Below are 19,246 nucleotides of genomic sequence, written 5' to 3' on the forward strand. Positions count from 1 at the left end.
CTCCTGCGCATGCTGGTGGGTCAAGCTTAGCGGATGGGGGGAACGGTGCGCGCCCGGATCGCGGCGCGGGTGGGGTCGGCGCCACCTCCATGGTGGCTAGCCGCGCGGCGGCGGATGCAGGGTGCCGTGGCGGCCACTGCGAACCGCTTGCCGGATCGATTGCGCCCGGGCGCGCAGCGCCGGCATGTCGGCCAGCGCGCGTACGTCGGGGTCGAGCCGGCGCTGCCAGTTGGGATGGACGCTGGTGGTGCCGGGCAGGTTGGGCTGCTCGGCCTCGCCCAGCAGATCTTCCAGCGGCACCACGCGCAGCGCCGTGCGCGCGGTACCCAGCCAGGCCAGCACGGCATCCAGCGGCGCGTGCGCCGGACCGGGTTCCGGGCCGTGGCACAACCCGGCGTCGCTCAGCGCCCGCCACAGCGCGCTGCGCTCGCGGGCGCGGCCTGCCTGGGCCTGCGCCAGGGATTCGCCGGGCGCGAGCAGCTTCAGCCGGTCGCGCCAGTCGAGGTCGCGTCCGGCCCACCAGCCGGCGACGGTGGGCAGGTCGTGGGTGGACGTGGTGGCGATGGCTTCGGGCGGCCACTGCGCGGGCGGCTGGAACGGCGCGGGGTCTGCTTCGGTGGCCGGATCGGCCGCGGCCTCTGCCGCCTTCACTTCCTCGCGCTGGAACCACAGCACGTCGATGCCGAGCACGCCGCGCGCGGCCAGCGCCGCGTTTAGTTCGGGCGGGACCGTGCCGAGGTTCTCGCCGATGATGATGGCGCGGTGCCGCCAGGATTCCAGCGCCACCAGCCGCAGCAGGTCTTCGAGCGGGTAGCGCAGGTAGGCGCCGTCACTGGCGGATGCGCCCGCGGGCACCAGCCACATCCGCGCCAGGCCCAGCACGTGGTCGATGCGCAGCCCGCCGCAATGGGAAAGGTTGGCGCGCAGCATTTCCAGGAAGGCGGCGTAGCCGTTCTGGCGCAGGCCGCGCGGCGTGAACACCGCCACGCCCCAGTCCTGGCCGAGCGGGTTGTACAGGTCCGGCGGCGCGCCGGCATGGAAGCCGGCCAGTATTTCCTGCTGGCGGGTCCAGGCCTGGCTGCCGCCCGGGTCGGCGCCGACCGCCAGGTCGCAGACCACGCCGACCGCCATGCCGGCGTCGCGCGCGGCGCGCTGCGCACGCGCCATGCCATCGGCGGCGAGCCATTGCAGGAAGGCGTGGTAGCCCACGTCGTCGGCGTGGTCGCGGGCAAAGGCCGCCACCGCGGCGTCGGCGGGCGAGCGCAGCGTGACCGGCCAGCAGCGCCAGTCCGGCGCCGATGCGTGGTTCATGCCATTGCTGGCCGTGGCCAGCCGCTGCGCCTGGATCGCTTCATAGCAGGCATGCGCATGCAGTGCCGTGCCGCCGCGGGCGCGGAAGGCGGCGCAGTCGTCCAGCGCCGCGCGTGGCAGCAGGGTCTCGCGCCGCTGCCAGAGCCAGTGCAGCACGGCATAGCGCAGCGGCGCCAGCACGATCCAGTCGATTTCCGTGAGCGCTTCCAGTGCCGCCAGCCGCTCGCCGATGCCGAGCGCCGCGATGGCCGCGTCCAGCGCTTGCTGGCCGAACACCGCGGCGGGATCGGCGTAGAGCGGGTTCAGGAACAGCCGGCTGGAGGGCGCATACGGGCTGTACCGCTGCGGCAGCGCGGCAAAGCCGGCGTGCAGCGGATTGATCGCGACCGCGTCGGCGTGCAGGGCGGCGGCGCTGGCGCAGCACCGGGCCAGCGCGGTCAGGTCGCCCATGCCGCAGTCGGCGCCGCGGCGCAGGCTGTAGAGCTGCACCGCCAGCCCCCAGGGGCGTGCGCCGGCGCCCGTGGCTGCACGGTTGGCGTGCCGTAGTGCGTCCGCCACGCTGTAGCAGCGCGCCGGTGCCACTGCCAGCACCGTTTGCGCATCGCCCAGTTCGAGCCGGTGGTAGCCGCAGACGTCGATCGGCGGCAGCAGCATGGTGCCGGCCGGATTGCCGTCTGCGTGCGCGCGCACGGCGGTGCCGCTCACGATGGCGCCATCTTCCAGCGTCAGCCGGTATGCGCGCTGCGGCAGCGTGTGCGGCCACGGCACCGCCACCGGCTGGCCGCGCTCGGCCGTGACCAGCGGCGGCAGCGTGTGGGCGGCGTCATCGGCCGCGAGCCAGGCGCGCGAGGCCTCGCACTGGCCGGGGGTGGCGCAGGGCAGGCCAAGGCCGTCCAGCACGCGCCGCAGCGCGTCGTCGGACACGATCCGGGGCTGGCTCCAGGCATCCGTCCAGTGCGGCTGCAGGTCGGCGCGCAGCGCCAGCTTCTGTAGTAGCGTTGGCGGCGGTGTTGCGCTGCGGTGCATGCGTCGGGTCATTCCTGTGTTTCCTGCGGCGCGCCCAGCGGCGGGCTTTCCTGGTGCGGGCTCTCGCGGCTGCGGGCCGGGGCAGCCAGCAGCACCAGCGAATGCCCCGGCACCACCTGGCTTTCGTCCACCGGATCGCCGGCAAGCTCGGACTCGGTGGCTTCCGGCCGGCTGCTGTCGAAGAGCAGGGTCCAGGCCAGGCTGGGCGCGGGCAGCGAAAACGACGCGTCGGCCTCACCGGCGTTGAGCAGCATCAGCGTCACCTGCACGGTGCGCGCATCGTCCTCGTCTCCCTCCTCTTCCGGCAGCGAGCCCAGTTGCGGGCGCTCGGGCTGCGGCGGCGAGGCGGCGCGGCGCAGCGCCAGCGTGCGGATTTCCGGGTCGGCCCATTCCTCGGGGGTGGGCGGATTGCCGTCGATATCGAACCAGGCAATGTCGGCGATGCCGCGCGCCGGTTCCTGGCGTCCGTGGGCGAAGCGGTCGCCGGTGAACGCGTGCAGCCGCCGGCGCAGCGCGAGCAGGCGTCGCACCATGTGCTGCAGCGGCTGCGCACCAGGCGTCTGGGCCTGCTTCCAGTCCAGCCACGAGATCTCGTTGTCCTGGCAGTAGGCGTTGTTGTTGCCGTGCTGGGTGCGGCCCCATTCGTCGCCGGCGGTCAGCATCGGCGTGCCTTGCGCGAGCAGCAGCGTGGCCATCAGGGCCTGCGCCACGCGGCTGCGGCGCTCCAGGATTTCGGGGTCGTCGGTCGGGCCTTCGACGCTGCCGTCCGGGCTCCAGTTGCCGCTGGCGTTGTCATCGGTGCCGTCGCGGTTGTCTTCGCCGTTGGCCTCGTTGTGCTTGGCGCTGTAGCTGACCAGGTCGGCCAGCGTAAAGCCGTCGTGCGCGGTGATGAAGTTGACACTGGCCCACGGGCGCCGGTGGCGCCAGTCGAACAGGTCGGCCGAGCCTGCCAGCCGCGCCGCCAGTTCGCCGCGCTTGCCGGCGTCGCCGCGCCAGAAGCGGCGCACCGCGTCGCGGAACTTGTCGTTCCACTCGGCAAAGCCGGGCGGGTGGTTGCCGAGCTGGTAGCCGCCGGGGCCCAGGTCCCACGGTTCCGAGATCAGCTTGACTCGGCTCAGCACCGGGTCCTGCATCAGCGCATCGAAGAAGCCCGAGCCCTGGTCGAAGCCGTTGCCTTCGCGCCCGAGCGTGCTGCCCAGGTCGAAACGGAAGCCGTCCACGTGGTAGCACTCCACCCAGTAGCGCAGCGAGTCCATCACCATCTGCAGCACGCGCGGGTGCGACAGGTTGAGCGTGTTGCCGCAGCCGGTGTCGTTGATGTAGTGGCGCCCGTCGCCCGGCATCAGGCGGTAGTAGCTGGCGTTGTCCAGGCCGCGCCACGATACCGTGGGTCCCAGCTCGTTGCCTTCGCACGTGTGGTTGTAGACCACGTCCAGGATCACTTCGATGCCGGCTGCATGCAGGCGCCGCATTGCCACCTTGCATTCCTGCAGCTGCCCGGTGCCCAGGTAGGCCGGTTCCGGCGCGAAGTACGCCATGGTGTTGTAGCCCCAGTAGTTGCGCAGCCCGCGCTCCAGCAGGAAGCGGTCCTGCAGGATCGCTTGCACCGGCAGCAGTTCCACGGTGGTGATGCCCATCTGCACCAGGTGGTCGATAAAGCGCGGGTCGCACAGCGAGGCGAAGGAACCGCGCAGGTTGGGCAACAGGTCGTCGCGCAGCATCGACAGGCCGCGCAGGTGGGCTTCATAGATGACGGTGGCGGGCCACGGCACGGCGGGCGGGCGGTCGTCGCCCCAATGGAAGCTTTCGTCGATCACCACCGCCTTGGGCATGCTCTGGGCGCTGTCGCGGCGGTCCGGCGTCAGGTCGCCGCGCGCGCTCTGCAGGCGGTAGCCGAACAGCACGTCGGCCCAGCGCACCGGCCCGCTCAGCTGGCGCGCGTACGGGTCCAGCAGCAGCTTGTGCGGATTGAAGCGGTGCCCGTGCGCGGGATCGTAGGGGCCGTGCGCGCGGTAGCCATACAGCGTGCCGAGCGCGGCGTTGGGCAGGTAGCCGTGCCAGATCTCGTCGGTGCATTCCGGCAGCGGCAGGCGCGCCAGTTCCTTGCGGCCGTTCTCGGAGAACAGGCACAGGTCGATGCGCGAAGCATGCGCCGAGAACACCGCGAAGTTAACCCCCAGCCCGTCCCAGTGGGCGCCCAGCGGGTACGGCTTGCCGGGCAGCAGCCGGTTCGCGAACGGTCGGGTCATGTCGTGGCGCCTGGCGCACCCGCAGTCGGCTCGAGCTGCAGCACGAGCGTGGCCAGCGGCGGCAGCGTCAGCGCCAGCGAGGCGGGCTGGCCGTGCGAGGGCACGTCCACGGCTGTCACCGTGCCGCCGTTGCCGACATTGCTGCCGCCATAGCACCCGGCGTCGGTGTTCAGGCATTCGTGCCAGGTGCCGGCAAAGGGTACGCCGACCCGGTAGCCCTGGCGCGGCACCGGCGTCATGTTGACCACCACCAGCACCACCTCGCGGCTGCCCGGCGCGGCGCGGCGCAGCCACGCGAACACGCTGTTGTGGTTGTCGTCGCCGACCACCCACTGGAAGCCCTCGGGGCTGTGGTCGAGCGCGTGCAGCGCCGGCAGCTCGCGGTAGAGCCGGTTCAGGTCGCGCACCAGCGTATGCATGCCGCGGTGCATGGGGTGGTCCAGCAGCGCCCAGTCGAGTTCGGCGTCGTGGTTCCACTCCTGCCACTGCGCCAGCTCGCTGCCCATGAATAGCAGCTTCTTGCCGGGATGGGTCCACATGAAGCCGTAGTAGGCGCGCAGGCCGGCAAAGCGCTGCCAGTGGTCGCCGGGCACCTTGCCCAGCATCGAGCCCTTGCCGTGCACGACCTCGTCGTGCGAGAGCGGCAGCACAAAGGCCTCGGACCACGCATAGACCAGCCCGAAGGTCATGTCCTGGTGATGCCAGGCGCGGTGTACCGGCTCATGCCCGAGGTAGCGCAGCGTGTCGTGCATCCAGCCCATGTTCCACTTGAAGTCGAAGCCCAGCCCGCCGCTGGCCACGCTGGCGGTGACGCCGGGCCACGCGGTCGATTCCTCCGCGATGGTCAGCGCACCGGGGCAGCGTTCATGGACCACGCTGTTGAGTTCGCGCAGGAACGCGACTGCCTCCAGGTTCTCGCGGCCGCCGTAGCGGTTCGGCACCCATTGCCCCGGCTCGCGGCTGTAGTCGCGGTAGAGCATGGAAGCCACCGCGTCGACGCGCAGCCCGTCGGCGTGGAAGTGCTCCAGCCAGTGCAGCGCGCCGGCCAGCAGGAAGCCGCGCACCTCGTTGCGGCCGAGGTTGTAGATCAGCGTGTTCCAGTCCTGGTGGAAGCCTTCGCGCGGATCCATGTGTTCGTAGAGCGCGGTGCCGTCGAAGCGCGCAAGCCCGTGCGGGTCGGTCGGGAAGTGCGCCGGCACCCAGTCCAGGATCACACCGATGCCGGCCTGGTGGCAGCGGTCGACAAAGGCGGCGAAGGCCTGCGGCGGTCCCAGCCGCGCGGTCGGCGCATACAGCGACAGCGGCTGGTAGCCCCACGAGCCGCCGAAAGGGTGTTCGGTGATGGGCAGCAGTTCGATATGCGTGAAGCCGAGCTCCTGCACGTACGGCACCAGCCTGTCGGCCAGGATGTCCCAGCCATGGCGGTTGTCGTTGGCGGCAAGCAGCCACGAGCCGGCATGGACTTCGTAGACCGACATCGGCAGGGCGTAGGGATCGGCGGCCTCGCGGCGCGCCATCCAGTCGCCGTCATGCCATTCGAACGGCGGCGCGCCCTTGCCCGGCGCGGTCACGACCGAGGCGGTCTGCGGCGGCGCTTCGGTGGCGAGCGCGAGCGGGTCGGCCTTGTCGGGCAGTTCGGTGCCGTGCGGGTCGAGCAGGTCATACTTGTAGCGGCTGCCCGGCCCGGCGCCCAGCGCGGCCGGCACGAACAGCTCCCAGATGCCGCTGGGATGGCGCAGCCGCATCGGATGGCGCGCCTGGTGCCAGCCGTTGAATTCGCCGATCACGGACACGCGCCGCGCGTTCGGCGCCCACACCGCGAAGCGCACGCCATCGATGCCGTCCACCCGCTGCCATTGCGCGCCCAGGCACTCGCCCAGCTCGAAATGGCGGCCCTCGGCGATCAGGTGCAGGTCCAGTTCGCCCAGCAGCAGGTCGAAGGCATAGGGGTCGGCGCTGCACTGCTCGGTGCCGTCCGGCCAGGTCACGCGGATGCGGTAGTCCGGCGCGGCGGCACGATGCGCGTTGCCGGGCAGGCGCGCGGCAAAAATGCCGCCGGGATGCAGCCGCTCCATCTCGGCGAGCGTGGCGCCGTCGGCGCCGGCAAGCTGCGCCGCCACGGCGCCGGGCAGGCAGGCGCGCACCAGCAGCCCGTCGCCGTCATGGTGGGGGCCCAGCACCGCGAACGGGTCATGGTGGCGCGCGCCCAGCAGCGCATCGAGTTCGTGTCCCGGCAGCATGCCGGTGCGCGAAGCGCCGCGGGTTGTTGTTGTCGGGGCGGTCATGGCTGGGCTCCCGGCTGCCCCAGCAGCTTGCGCAGCAGGCGCGCCAGCCCGCTGACCGGCAGGTCGATCCACGCCACCCGGTTGGCGGCTTCGTAGTCGACCTCGTAGGCGGCGCGTTCGAGCAGGAACAGGTCCAGCAGCGGCTGCAGCTGAGCCGGGTCGACCCACGGTGCGGGCGAAGCTTCCATATGCTGGCGGTAGCATTGCAGGAAGGCCTCGTTGGCGGTGCTGCGGAAGCGCTCCAGCAGCAGCGCGCGGCGTTCGGCCAGCTGCGGCGGCAGCTCGGTATGGGTGCGTTCCTGGCGATCGGTGCCGACCGTGGCGGCGGCATAGTCGAGCGAGCGCAGCAGGCCGGCCACGTCGCGCAGCGGCGAGGTCTTGCGCCGGCGCCAGTCCAGCGTCCTGCCCGGCTCGCCCTCGAAATCGACCAGGTAGGTGTCGCTCTGCGCGATCAGCACCTGGCCCAGGTGGAAGTCGCCGTGGAAGCGCGTCTGCAGGCTGCCGGGCGCCGCCCTGGCCAGTTGCTCGACCAGCGCGGGCAGCTCGCCGCGCGCGGCCATCAGGGTCTGCACATCGGCGTCGAACGTCTGCGGCACCGAGCCCTGTACGCTGTCGGCGCGCTGGTCGACCGTCGCCAGCGCGCGCTCCAGCGCCTGCAGCGCCTGCGCGGCCCAGTCGCGCGCGTCGGATTCCGTTGCGGGCACCGGCGCGAAAGCCTCGTCGTCGGTCGGGCGCGAAAGCACCGCATGCAGCTCGGCCAGCCGCCGCCCCAGCGTGCCCGCCATCGCGGCGTAGCCGTTCATGGCCTCGGCGAACTCGTCCTCGCTTTCCTTGGCCGGCAGCGCATCGTCGATGGCGCGGCCCAGGTAGTCCAGGGTCCAGTCCCAGCCGTTGCCCTGGTTCAGGATATAGCCCTGCAGCAGCATCAGCGTATGCGGCACGCCGTCGGCGCCGGTTCGCACCACTTCGCCCAGCAGCGGCGCCGCATGCGCATAGCCCTGCGCGGTCAGGTAGCGCGTCATCTCGGCCTCGGGATGGATGCCGCCGGACAGCCGCCGCACCAGCTTGAGCACCGCGGTGCTGTTGTACGACAGCGAACTGTTCGACTGCTCGGCCGACATCCACTCGATCGGGTCGCGCTCCAGTTCCAGCGCCGCCAGGCCCGGTTCGGCGCGAAAGCGGATCCGGTCCGGCCCGGCCTGCAGCTCCACGCCTTTGCGCAGCGCCTGCACCACTTCGCGCGCGAACGGCTCGACCACGAAGCCGTCGGTGGCCAGCCCCACGCGGCTGCCCTGGCGCACGCGCGCCATCGACAGCCCGTGCGCCAGCTGCGACATGCCGTCGGGGCTCTCGCGGTCCCACAGGATGCCGACCGGCAGCTGGTAGCGCTCGGTGCGTCCGGGCAGTGCCACCTCGACTTCGCCGAGGTAGACATCCTCGCCGTTGCTGCCGCGCGTGAACGGCAGCAGGTACGCCATGCCGACGCGCTCGATGCGCTCGTGCTTGCCGCCGAACCAGCGGCGCCGGCTGATGTAGTGGGGCAGCACCTCGGTGGCCAGGGCGCGGCGCGACGCGTCGGTCAGTTCGGGGCGGCCGATGTTCTGCATCACAAGGGTGATCTGGTCCGGCATCTGCTCAGGCGCCTCCACATGCCATGACGGCGGCTGCGCCTCGTCGCTCAGTACGAACCAGTAGAAGCCATACGGCGGCAGCGTCAGCAGGTACGTCAGCGTGCCGATTGCCGGGAAGGGCGTGGCGCCCATCATCTCGACCGGCACGCGCCCGTTGAAGGTAGACAGGTCGAGCTCCACCGCCTGCGGCGCGCGCGACAGGTTGGCGACGCACAGGATGTGCTCGCCCTCGTACTCGCGCAGGTAGGCGAGGATCTTGCGGTTGCCGGGAAAGAGGAAGCGCAGCGTGCCGCGGCCAAACGCGCGATGCTTGCGCCGCAGCGCCAGCATGCGGCGCATCCAGTTGAGCAGCGAGTGCGGGTCCCGCGCCTGCGCCTCCACGTTGACGGCCTCGTAGCCGTACAGCGGCCCCTGCAGCGGCGGCAGCACCAGCCGCTCGGGGTCGGCATGCGAGAAGCCGCCGTTGCGGTCGGGCGACCACTGCATTGGCGTGCGCACGCCGTCGCGGTCGCCCAGGTGGATGTTGTCGCCCATGCCGATCTCGTCGCCGTAATAGATCACCGGCGTGCCCGGCATCGAGAACAGCAGGCTGTTCATCAGCTCGATGCGGCGCCGGTCGCGCTCCATCAGCGGCGCCAGCCGGCGGCGGATGCCCAGGTTGATGCGCGCGCGCCGGTCGGTGGCGTAGACCTCCCACAGGTAGTCGCGCTCGCTGCTGGTCACCATCTCGAGCGTCAGCTCGTCGTGGTTGCGCAGGAAGATCGCCCACTGGCAATTGGGCGGCACCTCCGGCGTCTGCCGCATGATGTCGGTGATCGGGAAGCGGTCTTCGCGCGCGATGGCCATGTACATGCGCGGCATCAGCGGGAAGTGGAAGCACATGTGGCATTCGTCGCCTTCCGGTTCGGGGCCGGTCAGGCCAAAGTACTGCTGCGCGTCTTCCGGCCACATATTGGCCTCCGCCAGCAGCATGCGGCCGCGAAAGTGCTCATCGAGATGCGCGCGGATGCTGCGGATGACGGCGTGGGTCTCGGGCAGGTTCTCGTTGCTGGTGCCCTCGCGCTCGACCAGGTATGGCACCGCATCGAGCCGCAGCCCGTCGATGCCCATGTCGAGCCAGAAGCGCATCACCGACAGCACTTCGTTGAGCACCTGCGGATTGTCGAAGTTCAGGTCCGGCTGGTGCGAATAGAAACGGTGCCAGAAGTACGCGCCGGCGACGGGGTCCCAGCTCCAGTTGGACTTCTCGGTGTCGCAGAAGATGATGCGCGTGCCGGCGTAGGACTGGTCATGGTCGGACCAGACGTAGTACCTGCGCGCGGCCGAGCCGGGCTTGGCCTTGCGCGCGCGCTGGAACCACGGGTGCTGGTCGGAGGTGTGGTTGATGACCAGCTCCGTGATCACGCGCAGCCCGCGCGCATGGGCCGCGGTGACAAAGCGGCGCGCCTCGGCCAGCGTGCCGTAGTCGGGATGGACGTTGCGGTAGTCGGCGATGTCGTAGCCGTCGTCGCGGCGCGGCGACGGGTAGAACGGCAGCAGCCAGATGGTGTCGACGCCCAGGTTGACCAGGTAGTCGAGCTTAGCCAGCAATCCGGCGAAATCGCCCACGCCGTCGCCGTTGGCATCGAAGAACGACTTGATGTGCAGCTGGTAGATAACCGCGTCCTTGTACCAGAGCGGATCGGCATTGAGCAGCGCGGCGCTGGCGGTTTCGGTGAGGCGTTTCATCGTGTCTCCACGTATGCCGGTCAGGCGCCATGCGGATCATGCGATGCCGGCGCGGCGGCGGGGCGCGGCGCCGGCCGGTCCAGCGGGCGCACGTGCCATACCGCGAACGGCAGTTGCGCGGGGTCGAGGCGGATGCGCTGGTGCTTGCCCTGCAGCTCGAAGCGCTGGCCGCGCATCAGCTCGTGCACGGCCACGCGCGCATGGTCGGGCAGGCCCCACTCCCACAGCGGCAGCTCGATATCGGTGTCGTGCGCGTTGCGCGGGTCCAGGTTGACCGCTGCCAGCAGCACGTCGTCGCCGAACAGGTACTCGGTACCCGGAACGAAGCGCGCGAACCACAGCACGGCGTCGCTGCCGGCATGGTAGAAGCGCAGCCCCAGGTGGCTTTGCAGCGCGGGATGGCCGGCGCGGATCTCGTTCAGGCGCGAGATCTCGGCGACGATGTTGCCGCGCTGGTGCCAGTCACGGGCGCGCAGCTGGTATTTCTCGGAGTCGAGGTATTCCTCGCGCACCTTGCCGTCGAGCACGAACGGCGCGCTCTCGCACAGCTCGAAGCCGTTGTACATGCCCCATAGCCCCGACAGCAACGTGGCCAGCGCCGCGCGGATCAGGAACGCGGGGCGGCCGCCGTGGTGCAGGAAATAGGGATTGATGTCCGGCGTATTGACGAAGAAGTGCGGGCGGAAGAATTCGCGCAGCGGGCTCTGCGTCAGCTCGGTCAGGTACTCGGTCAGCTCCCACTTGGTATTGCGCCAGGTGAAGTAGGTGTACGACTGGCTGAAGCCCAGCTTGGCCAGCCGTGCCATCATCTTCGGCCGCGTGAAGGCCTCGGCCAGGAAGATGGTGTCGGGGTGGTGCGCGCGCACGTCGGCGATCATCCATTCCCAGAATGGCAGCGGCTTGGTGTGCGGGTTGTCGACGCGGAAGATGCGCACGCCGTGGTCGGCCCAGAACATCACCACGTCGCGCAGCGCCTGCCACAGCGCGGCGCCGGCGGGCGGCGCGGCGTAGAAGTCGACGTTGACGATGTCCTCGTACTTCTTGGGCGGGTTCTCGGCGTAGCGCAGCGAGCCGTCGGGGCGGTGCGCGAACCATTCGGGATGGTCTTTCAGCCACGGGTGGTCGGGCGAGCACTGGATCGCGAAATCGAGCGCGATCTCCAGGCCGTTCGCCGCGGCGGCGTTGCACAGGCGGCGGAAGTCTTCGAACGTGCCCAGCTCGGGATGCAAGGCATCATGCCCGCCTTCCTCGCCGCCGATTGCATAGGGGCTGCCCGGTTCGCCGGGCTCGGCGCGCAGGCTGTTGTTGCGGCCCTTGCGGTGGGTGCGGCCGATGGGGTGGATCGGCGTGAAGTAGAGCACATCGAAGCCCATCGCGCGGATTGCGGGCAGCCGCGCGATGACATCGTCGAAGGTGCCGTGGCGCTGCGCATCATTGCTTTGCGAGCGCGGGAACAGCTCGTACCAGCTGGCGTAGCGGGCGGCGAGGCGGTCGGCTTCCACCGGCAGCGCCACCGGGTGGCGCGAGGCGAACTGCCTGCCTGCCGGCGTGGCCATGTGGGCCTGCATGGCGGCAGCGGTGCGTGCGGACAGAAGGAGTTCCAGGCGTCGCTCGTCATCGCCCGCGGCGGCGGTCAGTTCGTCGACGATGGCGGACAGTTCGCTGTCCGGGGGAGGGGCCTCGCCATTCTTCCGGCCATTGCCTTTGCTTCGTTTGTTGCCGTTCTTGCCCTTCTTGCCCTTCTTGCCTTCAGGCGGCAGCAGCGCGTCGGCAATCAGCCGGGCGCCTTCCTCGGTCTCCAGGCTGACGTTGAGGCCGGCCGCGCGCTTCTTGCCGATTTCATCGAGCCAGCTGGCATAAGGATCGCGCCAGGCTTCGACCGTGAACTCATGCCGGCCCAGCGCCACCAGCGGGAAGCTGCCTTGCCAGCGGTCGTTGACCACATGCCGCATGGGCGCTTCGTGCCAGTCGGTCTCGCCAGGCGCACGCCACAGCACCGCGGCGGCGAGCTTGTCGTGACCGTCCATCCAGATATCGGCGCTGACTTCCACGCGCTCGCCCACCACGCGCCGCACGGCGAAGCGGCCGTCGTCGCACGCGGGTTCGATATGCTCGATGGCGATGCGCGGCGATTCCATGGCGGCGACCACGCTGCCCAGCCCGGTTGCGGTGAGGGTCTCGTGCCCGTGCGGCGCGCGCGCGTCGGCGCGCGGCATGCCGGGCCGGGTCAGCGGCACCGGCGGCGCTTCAAACAACCGGATGTCGGCGGGTGCAAGCGTGATCGACCCCAGCGCATCGAGCCTGTTGCTGGCATCGAGCGTGCCGCCGGGTCCGCCCGGTGTGGCTTCGAGGTGGGCGCTGGCATGCGGCAGCGCGCTCAGCACGCGGTCGGCGCCGAGCGTGCCGGGCTTCATCGGGTCGGGATTGAGGACCACCGTCAACGCCGCGGCGTCATCCGGCTCGGCGAAGCCATTGCCCGTGGCGGGGTCCGCGCACAGGCCGTTCGGCGCTGGCAGCCTTGCCAGCACTGTCAGCGGTGCTTCCGGGCCGCTCAGCAGCCGCACCGCCAGCGCCGGCGCGGGGTCGCGCGAGGCGAGCCAGGTGGTCGCTTCGAGCAGTTCATGCGTGATGTCGTAGGGTGCCCCGTCGTGGCTGGCGCCATCCGGAGCGAGCGGGTCGCGCGCCAGCGTTCCGCCGGTTTCGAAGCCGGCCGGCACCAGGATGCCGTCGCCGATGGCGGCGGCGGTCCACAGAGCGCGGCGTGCGCTGAGCGCATCCTGGCTCGCAGGGGTCAGCGCCGGAGCCGCCAGCACGCGGCCGAAGCGGCGCAGCCGCGCGATTTCCTCGGTCAGCCAGGCGCTGCGGAAGTCCCACCACGGCAGCGAGCAGAAGGCGCCATCGAAGCCGGCGGGGGCGAGGTCGTCCAGCTGGGCGGGGGTCAGGCCGGGCGTCCACGCCAGCAGCAGCGGCGTGCCGCGCGCTTCAGGCGGCGCGGCGTGGTTGCGCAGGGTGTCGGCCAGCGTTGCCCAATGCCTGCCGGGCACGCGCGCCGGCGCCCGGCAGCAGAAGCCGGCGGCGCCCGAGGCCCATGCCAGCCGCAGGCGCGCGGCCCACCATTGCACCAGGGCATCGGCCACTTGCGGGTCATGCCAGCGCAGGCGTGCGCCGGGAAGATGATTGTCGGTTTCGTGGGGGGCGAAGGCGGGGGCCGCGGTATCGATCCAGGCGGGATCGGGAGCGCCTTCCCCATCGGCGCTGTAGCGGTCCAGTGAAATGTCGAGCAGCGCCGCGAGCCCATGCCGGGCGCACGCCGCCAGCGTGTCAGTCCCCGACAGGTGCGGCCAGCCGCCGATCAGTACGTGGTCGAAGCCCAGCGCGGCCACGCGTTGCAAGGCGCGTTCGTCGGCATCAGGTGTTCCGGTCAGGTCGATCTGGCAGATCCGCACAAAATCCTCCCGGTTTCAGCTCCGGCGGAGCAACAATGACCCGCCCGGCGCCACACGGCCAGCCGGCGGGATGGCAAAGCCACGCGAAGTGCGTGCCAGCACGCCCGCTCGATAGAAGATATGCGGCGGGGGCCCACCGCGCCAAAGGATTTTCCGGCGTAAGGCTAATGTGCGTCTGACGCTACCGCTTGTAAAAAGTACCGGGTACGTCATGACCAATGGCAAGAAAGTGGCCGCGCCGGCCATGCGGCGCGGAGGCGCTTTGCCCGGTACGTTTCTTGCCCGGTGTCGTGACGGACAACCGGGGAAACATGCATGGACTGGTGGCTGGAGGCCGCGCAATGGCCGGCGATGGTGGTGACGGTGCTGGCCACCTGGCTGGTGGGTTCGCGCTCCCTTGGACGGCGTCGCGCGGGGTTCTGGGTGTTCCTGATCAGCAACGTGCTGTGGATCGCGTGGGGATGGCACGGTGATGCGTATGCGCTGATCGTGCTGCAGCTGGCGCTGGTCGTGATGAACCTGCGCGGCATGCGCGAAACACGCAAGGCCTGGCAAGCGTCTTCGCGCCAGGCCTTTGGCGCGCCGCGCGACAGCACTGGCAGCGCAGGCGCAGAGCCACTATCCTTGTCCCGCACCGACATGCGCCATGTCCGGGGCGCCCGCCAGCAACCGCCGGCCTCCGCCGGCCCCGATCGATGACTTCACGGGTCCGGCCGCGGACCAGGCAGGTGTGCGATGGCAAAGAAAAAGATCCTGGTGCTCAACGCGCTGATCGCGATCTCGCGCGAGGGCGAGCACGATTGCCGGCGCGCCGCACACGCCGCCGCCAACCCGCATCTCAAGTCGCTGCTGACCAGCCGCGCCAATGCCTTCGCATTGGCTGCGCAGGAACTGCAGGCGTGCCTGCTGGAACTGGGGCAGGTGCCGGAGGCCATGCCGGCGGCAGCCTGTCGGGGCGGGAGCGGCAAGCACCGCTCGGACCGCGCCATCCTGCTCGCGGTCAGCAAGGGCGAGCAGGCGGTGCAACGGCGCTATGCGCGCGCACTGCGTGCACATGTGCTGGGCTCGCGCCTGCGGGCGGTAGTGCGGCGCCAGTATCGCGGCGTGCAGGTCAACCACGAGCTGTTTCGCGTGCTGCGCGAGCAATACCGGGCGCAGCCGGTGCGCGCGTAACCGGTCACCTGACCGGTCACCATCGGAACATCGTCGGGACACTCCTCCCACCATGCCCACTGCCGCCTCTGCCGACCTGCAAGCTTTCGAGCATGCCGTGCGCCTGGTGCTGATGTACGGCCTGGTGCCGCTGTGGCTGCTGGCCGGCGCAGGCGACTGGCTGTGCCATCGCCTCACGCACATCGAGCGCAACGCGGGCGTGCGCGAGTCCTTGCTGCACATGCTGATGCTGGCCGAGGTCGGCCTGCCGCTGCTGATGGTGCTGTTCCTGGAGGTCAATGCGCTGGTGATCGCCGTCGTCCTGGCGGCGCTCGTGATCCACGAAGCCACGGCGTGGTGGGACGTGCAGTACGCCAGCAAGCGCCGCCATATCGCGCCAGTCGAGCAGCATATGCACAGCCTGCTCGAAGTCCTGCCGATGGCTGCCGCCTCATACGTGGTGGTGATGTACTGGGGCCAATTCCTGGCGCTGTTCGGCGCCGGCAGCGAACCGGCGCGCCTGGCGCTGGCGTGGAAGCCCGTAGCGCTGCCGCCGGGCTATCTGGGCGGACTGTTCATCGCGGTCGTCTTGCTCGCCGGCCTGCCCTACCTGGAAGAACTGTGGCGCTGCCACCGCTGGCGCAAGCGCGAGCGTGACGCCGCGCTGGCGCAGGCGACCCGGGCGCTGCGCGGGGATAGCTGAGCAGCGCCCGTCGCGCGAGGGCCTGTCCGCTGAAGCCCCGCCACGATTGCGCCCAATGCATGCGCTCGATGCATGCGCAACGGCATGCGCTTACTGCTTGGTCGCCGGGTCCGGCGAATCGCCCTTCGGGCCGCTCGGCGCATCGGCGGTCGGTGCCGGCGGCGCGCCCTGTTCGCGTGGCTTCTTGCTGCGGGCGGTGTTGGCCTGCTTGCCGGATTTGGACTTGGACTTCTTGGCGGTGTCCTTGGTGGTGTCGGTCGGCGCCGTGGTCATGTCGGTGGCGGCCGGCTGGTTACGCGAGGCGCCGGCGCCTTCGATCGGTGGCGCACTCGGGTTCGGCGCGGTAGGCGAGGCCGGAGCCTGTTGGGCGAAGGCCGGCAGGCAGAGCGCAGTGCCGACGACCAGTGCCGTGGTAGCGAGGGTGCGTTTCATGATGGTCTCCATTGCAAGACTACGTCGGTCGGGCCCAGGGCCCTGGGTTATGCCGTTGCGCCCGCAGGCGTGTCCGGCAATTCATCGGGCGCCGCGGCGCGGTTGCCTTCACCGCGGCGCGCCAGTTCGTGGTAATGGCAGATCCGGGCCAGCGCCCAATCCGCCGCGGCTTCCCGCACGGCATTGCGTTCGCCGGGAAAGCGGCGGGTTTCCGTGAACACCGCCACGCCCGCGGGCGCGTCCTCAAGGGCGCGGCCGGCACGGCCGGCGTGACCAGGCCTGCGGAAGACCCATGCAAAGCATTGCGTGCCGGCCGGGGTGTCACCGTCGCCGCCGTCGTCGGCCACGCCGGTGTTCGCCAGCGCCAGGTCGACGCCGGTGAGCTGCATCGCGCCCAGCGCCATCGCGAGCGATACTTCTTCGCTTGTCAGTCCGTACCGGCGGATGGTTCCCGACGGCACGCGCAGCAACTGCTCCTTCGCCGATGGCGAATACGCGACGATGGCGCAATACAGGACATCGCCGCAGCCAGGCACTTCTGCGATGCGCGATGCAATCAGGCCCGCGGTACAGGATTCCGCGGTCACTACGTGGATGCCGTGGCGCCTGAGGTAACGGGCGATGCCGCGGTTATCGCCCGAGCCTGCGCCTGCGTTGCGTCGGGTCATTGACGCCGACTCCGCGACCGGACCGGCACGCCATTGCCGCGCGAGACGGCCGGCGCTGCCGGTGCGGCAGGATGGTTCTTCGCCGGCTCATCCTCCTTGGACCGGCGCACGAACGTTACCTTGCCGTCGCGCTCCAGCACGACGCGCGTCAGGTCGGCAAAGCTGTCGGTCTGCAGCGTAGCGCGCAGGTTGGCCTTCAGGTCTTCCTCGGTAAGCATGGCACGGCCGATCCGCTTGCGATCCAGCTGGCCCTGGTGCAGCAGGTCCAGCGCATACCCGCCTGTGGCGCGGTCGAACGCGGGATAGCGGCCCGAGAGCCAGCCCACTGCCCGGTGCAGCAGCACCAGCACGAGTGCGGCCGCGAATGCCACCGTGAGCGAGGTTGCGCCCACCACCGCGCGTGACAGCACGGCGCCCAGCAGCAGCACGATGCACAGGTCGAACGAACTCTTCTGCGCGAAGGCGCGGCGGCCCGCCAGCCGAAGCATGGCCCACGTGGCGATGAAGATCACCGCGGCGCGCACCGCGCCTTGCCACCACTGCAGCTCGTCGCCTTCGCCCACGGCGCGGCGCACCATATCGAGCACGATTTCCATGACGTCCATGACGGCATCCGGAATGGAATTGATGGCAGCGGCGGCACTTTCCGTGCCAGCGCCGCGGCACCGGCGAAGCGCCGCCCAGCGGTCGTCGCAATGCCGCGCCGGTGCCGCAAGCGAGGAAAAAAGTACATGCAGCGCCAGCAGCCGCCTGTAAAACCTGCGTGGCCGCGCGCGCTGCACATGGCCGCGGATGGTGGCGGATGGTGGCGTCTATCTTGCATGTCCTGCACCAGCACACATTGCAGAGGCGCACGGAGACACCTATGCCAGACCCGACGCACAAGCCGAACCAGCCGGCGCCGGATGCACCGCGCAAGCAGCGCTATCCCGGCGATCCCGCCGATGTCCGCAAGGGCCAGGTGAGCGAGCCGCTGCCGCGCGAAACTTTCCGGCAGCGCTTCATGGCGCGCTTTACCGACCCCGCCTACCGTGACGAGGATGAAGCCCTGGCGCGGCTCGAGCGCATTGCCTGGGAGGCTTACCGCGAGGGTCGCAAGGCGCCGCTGAAGCACAAGGCCGGACCGGGCTATGCCGATCCGGAGTATGAGCTGTCGGACGAATGGCGCGCGGCCAGCGAGGCGGTCCGCGTGGCGCAGCAGCTGCAGGCCGACCCTGCCACGCCCTCGCGCGTGCTGCTGGTCTGTGCCGCCGCGCGCAACGACTACACCTGCCCCGGCGAGATGTCCAAGTCCTGGCGGCTGGCGCAGCGCGCGCGGGCAACGCTGGAAGCGCAGGGCATCGAGGTCGATGTGCTCGACCTGAGCCTGCTCGCTTCCGATGCCGACTTGCGCATCCATCCGTGCAAGGGCTGCGTCTCGACGTCGATGCCGCTGTGCCACTGGCCCTGCAGCTGCTACCCCAACCACGCGCTCGGCCAGGTCAACGACTGGATGAACGACATCTATCCGCGCTGGGCAGGCTGCCATGGCGTGCTGATCGTCACCCCGGTCTACTGGTACCAGGCCAGCAGCCCGCTGAAGCTGATGATGGACCGGCTGGTCTGCGCCGATGGCGGCAATCCGGATCCGACCAGCACGCAGGGCAAGGACGTGGTGCGCGCCAAGTCGATCGAACTGGCGGGGTGGGATTATCCCAAGCACCTGGCCGGCCGTACCTACGGGCTGGTGGTCCACGGCGACGTGGCCGGCATCGAAGGCGTGCGCCGCGCGCTGTCCGACTGGCTCGACTGGATGGGCCTGATCGACGCCGGTCCGCAGGCGCGGCTGGACCGGTTTATCGGCTACTACAAGCCATATGCCACCAGCCATGTGGAACTCGACGAGGATGACGGCGTGCTCGGCGAGGTGGACAACGTGGCGCGTGCGCTGGCGTGCGCGGTGCAGCAGTTGCGCGCCGGCAAGCTCAGCGAGCCCGACCGCGGCCTGGTGCCGCCGCGGCAGAAATAGCGGCGCTACAAATCCCGGCACGGCAAGCGGAGACGACAATGGACCGTAGAGACAACCGGCGCGGACCACCCTGGCACGAAAGCCCCGTGCCGGACACCGACATGCGCAGCCACTACGTGGGCGCCTATGGCGTCTACGACTATGACGAGCCGGTGGACCCCGGCGAGTTCGGCGGCACGCAACACTGGCAGCGCGGCGGCGCGCCAGATGCACGCGCCCGGCAAGCGCCGCGCGGGCGCGATCCCTACCGCCAGTTCACCGGCTACAACGAGCGCATGGACCTGTATCGCGGCGGAACGCGCCAGGCGCGCCCTGTGCGCCCAGTAGGTCCGCGCAACTACCGGCGCAGCGATGCGCGCATCCTCGAGGACCTGTGCGAGCAGCTCGCGCGCAGCGCCCGGCTGGAGGTGGAAGACGTCGAGGTGCGGGTGGAGCAGGGCGTGGTCACGCTGGAGGGCAGCGTGCCGCATCGCCAGCAGAAGTACCGGATCGAGGACATCGCGGACGAGATCTACGGCGTCACCGACGTGGTGAACCACCTGCGCGTGGCGCGGGGCGAGGCTACGGCCGCGCATCCGGGGCATGGCATGCGCATGTACTGACGCCG

General features: G+C 70.3%; 13 protein-coding genes. 5 read left to right on the forward strand and 8 right to left on the reverse strand.

What is annotated here, in order from left to right:
* Positions 1 to 96: 96 nt before the first annotated feature.
* Genes malQ through ACAD63_RS26050 form a run of 5 tightly spaced genes read right to left on the reverse strand, consistent with a single transcriptional unit; the run spans position 97 to position 13,676 of the window.
* Positions 97 to 2,349 (reverse strand): 4-alpha-glucanotransferase, encoded by a 2,253-nt coding sequence (gene malQ / locus ACAD63_RS26030; protein WP_434034574.1) that lies wholly within the window; start codon positions 2,347 to 2,349, stop codon positions 97 to 99.
* The gene (gene glgX, locus ACAD63_RS26035; protein ID WP_434034575.1) at positions 2,346 to 4,586 is read right to left on the reverse strand and encodes a glycogen debranching protein GlgX; all 2,241 of its coding nucleotides are present in this window, start codon (positions 4,584 to 4,586) and stop codon (positions 2,346 to 2,348) included. Before glgX ends, malQ begins: the two co-directional genes overlap by 4 nt.
* Entirely contained in the window at positions 4,583 to 6,871 is a 2,289-nt protein-coding gene (gene glgB, locus ACAD63_RS26040; RefSeq protein ID WP_434034576.1) for a 1,4-alpha-glucan branching protein GlgB, read from the reverse strand. The genes glgX and glgB overlap by 4 nt, the downstream gene beginning before the upstream one ends.
* On the reverse strand, positions 6,868 to 10,230 hold the full coding sequence (gene treS / locus ACAD63_RS26045; protein WP_135702841.1) for a maltose alpha-D-glucosyltransferase: 3,363 nt from the start codon (positions 10,228 to 10,230) through the stop codon (positions 6,868 to 6,870). Before treS ends, glgB begins: the two co-directional genes overlap by 4 nt.
* 20 nt (positions 10,231 to 10,250) lie before the next feature.
* Complete coding sequence (locus ACAD63_RS26050) at positions 10,251 to 13,676, reverse strand: maltotransferase domain-containing protein (RefSeq protein WP_434034577.1); 3,426 nt, start codon at positions 13,674 to 13,676, stop codon at positions 10,251 to 10,253.
* A 315-nt stretch (positions 13,677 to 13,991) separates the two neighbouring features.
* On the opposite strand from ACAD63_RS26050, the gene ACAD63_RS26055 reads away from it, so the two are divergent.
* Genes ACAD63_RS26055 through ACAD63_RS26065 form a run of 3 tightly spaced genes read left to right on the forward strand, consistent with a single transcriptional unit; the run spans position 13,992 to position 15,531 of the window.
* Positions 13,992 to 14,375, forward strand: coding sequence for a hypothetical protein (locus ACAD63_RS26055; protein WP_434034578.1), 384 nt, complete (start codon positions 13,992 to 13,994; stop codon positions 14,373 to 14,375).
* A gap of 36 nt (positions 14,376 to 14,411) precedes the next feature.
* Positions 14,412 to 14,849 carry a PA2169 family four-helix-bundle protein gene (locus tag ACAD63_RS26060; protein ID WP_133094504.1) on the forward strand — a complete coding sequence of 146 codons (438 nt, stop codon included), beginning with the start codon at positions 14,412 to 14,414 and terminating at the stop codon, positions 14,847 to 14,849.
* 52 nt (positions 14,850 to 14,901) lie between these two features.
* On the forward strand, positions 14,902 to 15,531 hold the full coding sequence (locus tag ACAD63_RS26065) for a diguanylate cyclase (RefSeq protein WP_135702839.1): 630 nt from the start codon (positions 14,902 to 14,904) through the stop codon (positions 15,529 to 15,531).
* A gap of 90 nt (positions 15,532 to 15,621) precedes the next feature.
* Here ACAD63_RS26065 and ACAD63_RS26070 read toward each other — a convergent pair whose 3' ends face one another.
* From ACAD63_RS26070 to ACAD63_RS26080, 3 genes are read right to left on the reverse strand one after another with little or no spacing between them, the layout of a single operon-like run.
* A complete protein-coding gene (locus tag ACAD63_RS26070) occupies positions 15,622 to 15,963 on the reverse strand; it encodes a hypothetical protein (RefSeq protein WP_133094506.1) in 342 nt (113 codons plus the stop codon).
* A 47-nt stretch (positions 15,964 to 16,010) separates the two neighbouring features.
* Complete coding sequence (locus ACAD63_RS26075; protein WP_133094507.1) at positions 16,011 to 16,631, reverse strand: CinA family protein; 621 nt, start codon at positions 16,629 to 16,631, stop codon at positions 16,011 to 16,013.
* Complete coding sequence (locus tag ACAD63_RS26080; RefSeq protein WP_135702838.1) at positions 16,628 to 17,236, reverse strand: DUF421 domain-containing protein; 609 nt, start codon at positions 17,234 to 17,236, stop codon at positions 16,628 to 16,630. Before ACAD63_RS26080 ends, ACAD63_RS26075 begins: the two co-directional genes overlap by 4 nt.
* 260 nt (positions 17,237 to 17,496) lie before the next feature.
* On the opposite strand from ACAD63_RS26080, the gene ACAD63_RS26085 reads away from it, so the two are divergent.
* Both ACAD63_RS26085 and ACAD63_RS26090 read left to right on the forward strand, forming a co-directional pair.
* The gene (locus tag ACAD63_RS26085; protein ID WP_135702837.1) at positions 17,497 to 18,639 is read left to right on the forward strand and encodes a flavodoxin family protein; all 1,143 of its coding nucleotides are present in this window, start codon (positions 17,497 to 17,499) and stop codon (positions 18,637 to 18,639) included.
* A 38-nt stretch (positions 18,640 to 18,677) separates the two neighbouring features.
* Entirely contained in the window at positions 18,678 to 19,241 is a 564-nt protein-coding gene (locus tag ACAD63_RS26090) for a BON domain-containing protein (RefSeq protein WP_135702836.1), read from the forward strand.
* Positions 19,242 to 19,246 lie beyond the last annotated feature (5 nt).

It is taken from the genome of Cupriavidus sp. a3 (assembly GCF_051015765.1).
Classification (GTDB): domain Bacteria; phylum Pseudomonadota; class Gammaproteobacteria; order Burkholderiales; family Burkholderiaceae; genus Cupriavidus; species Cupriavidus oxalaticus_A.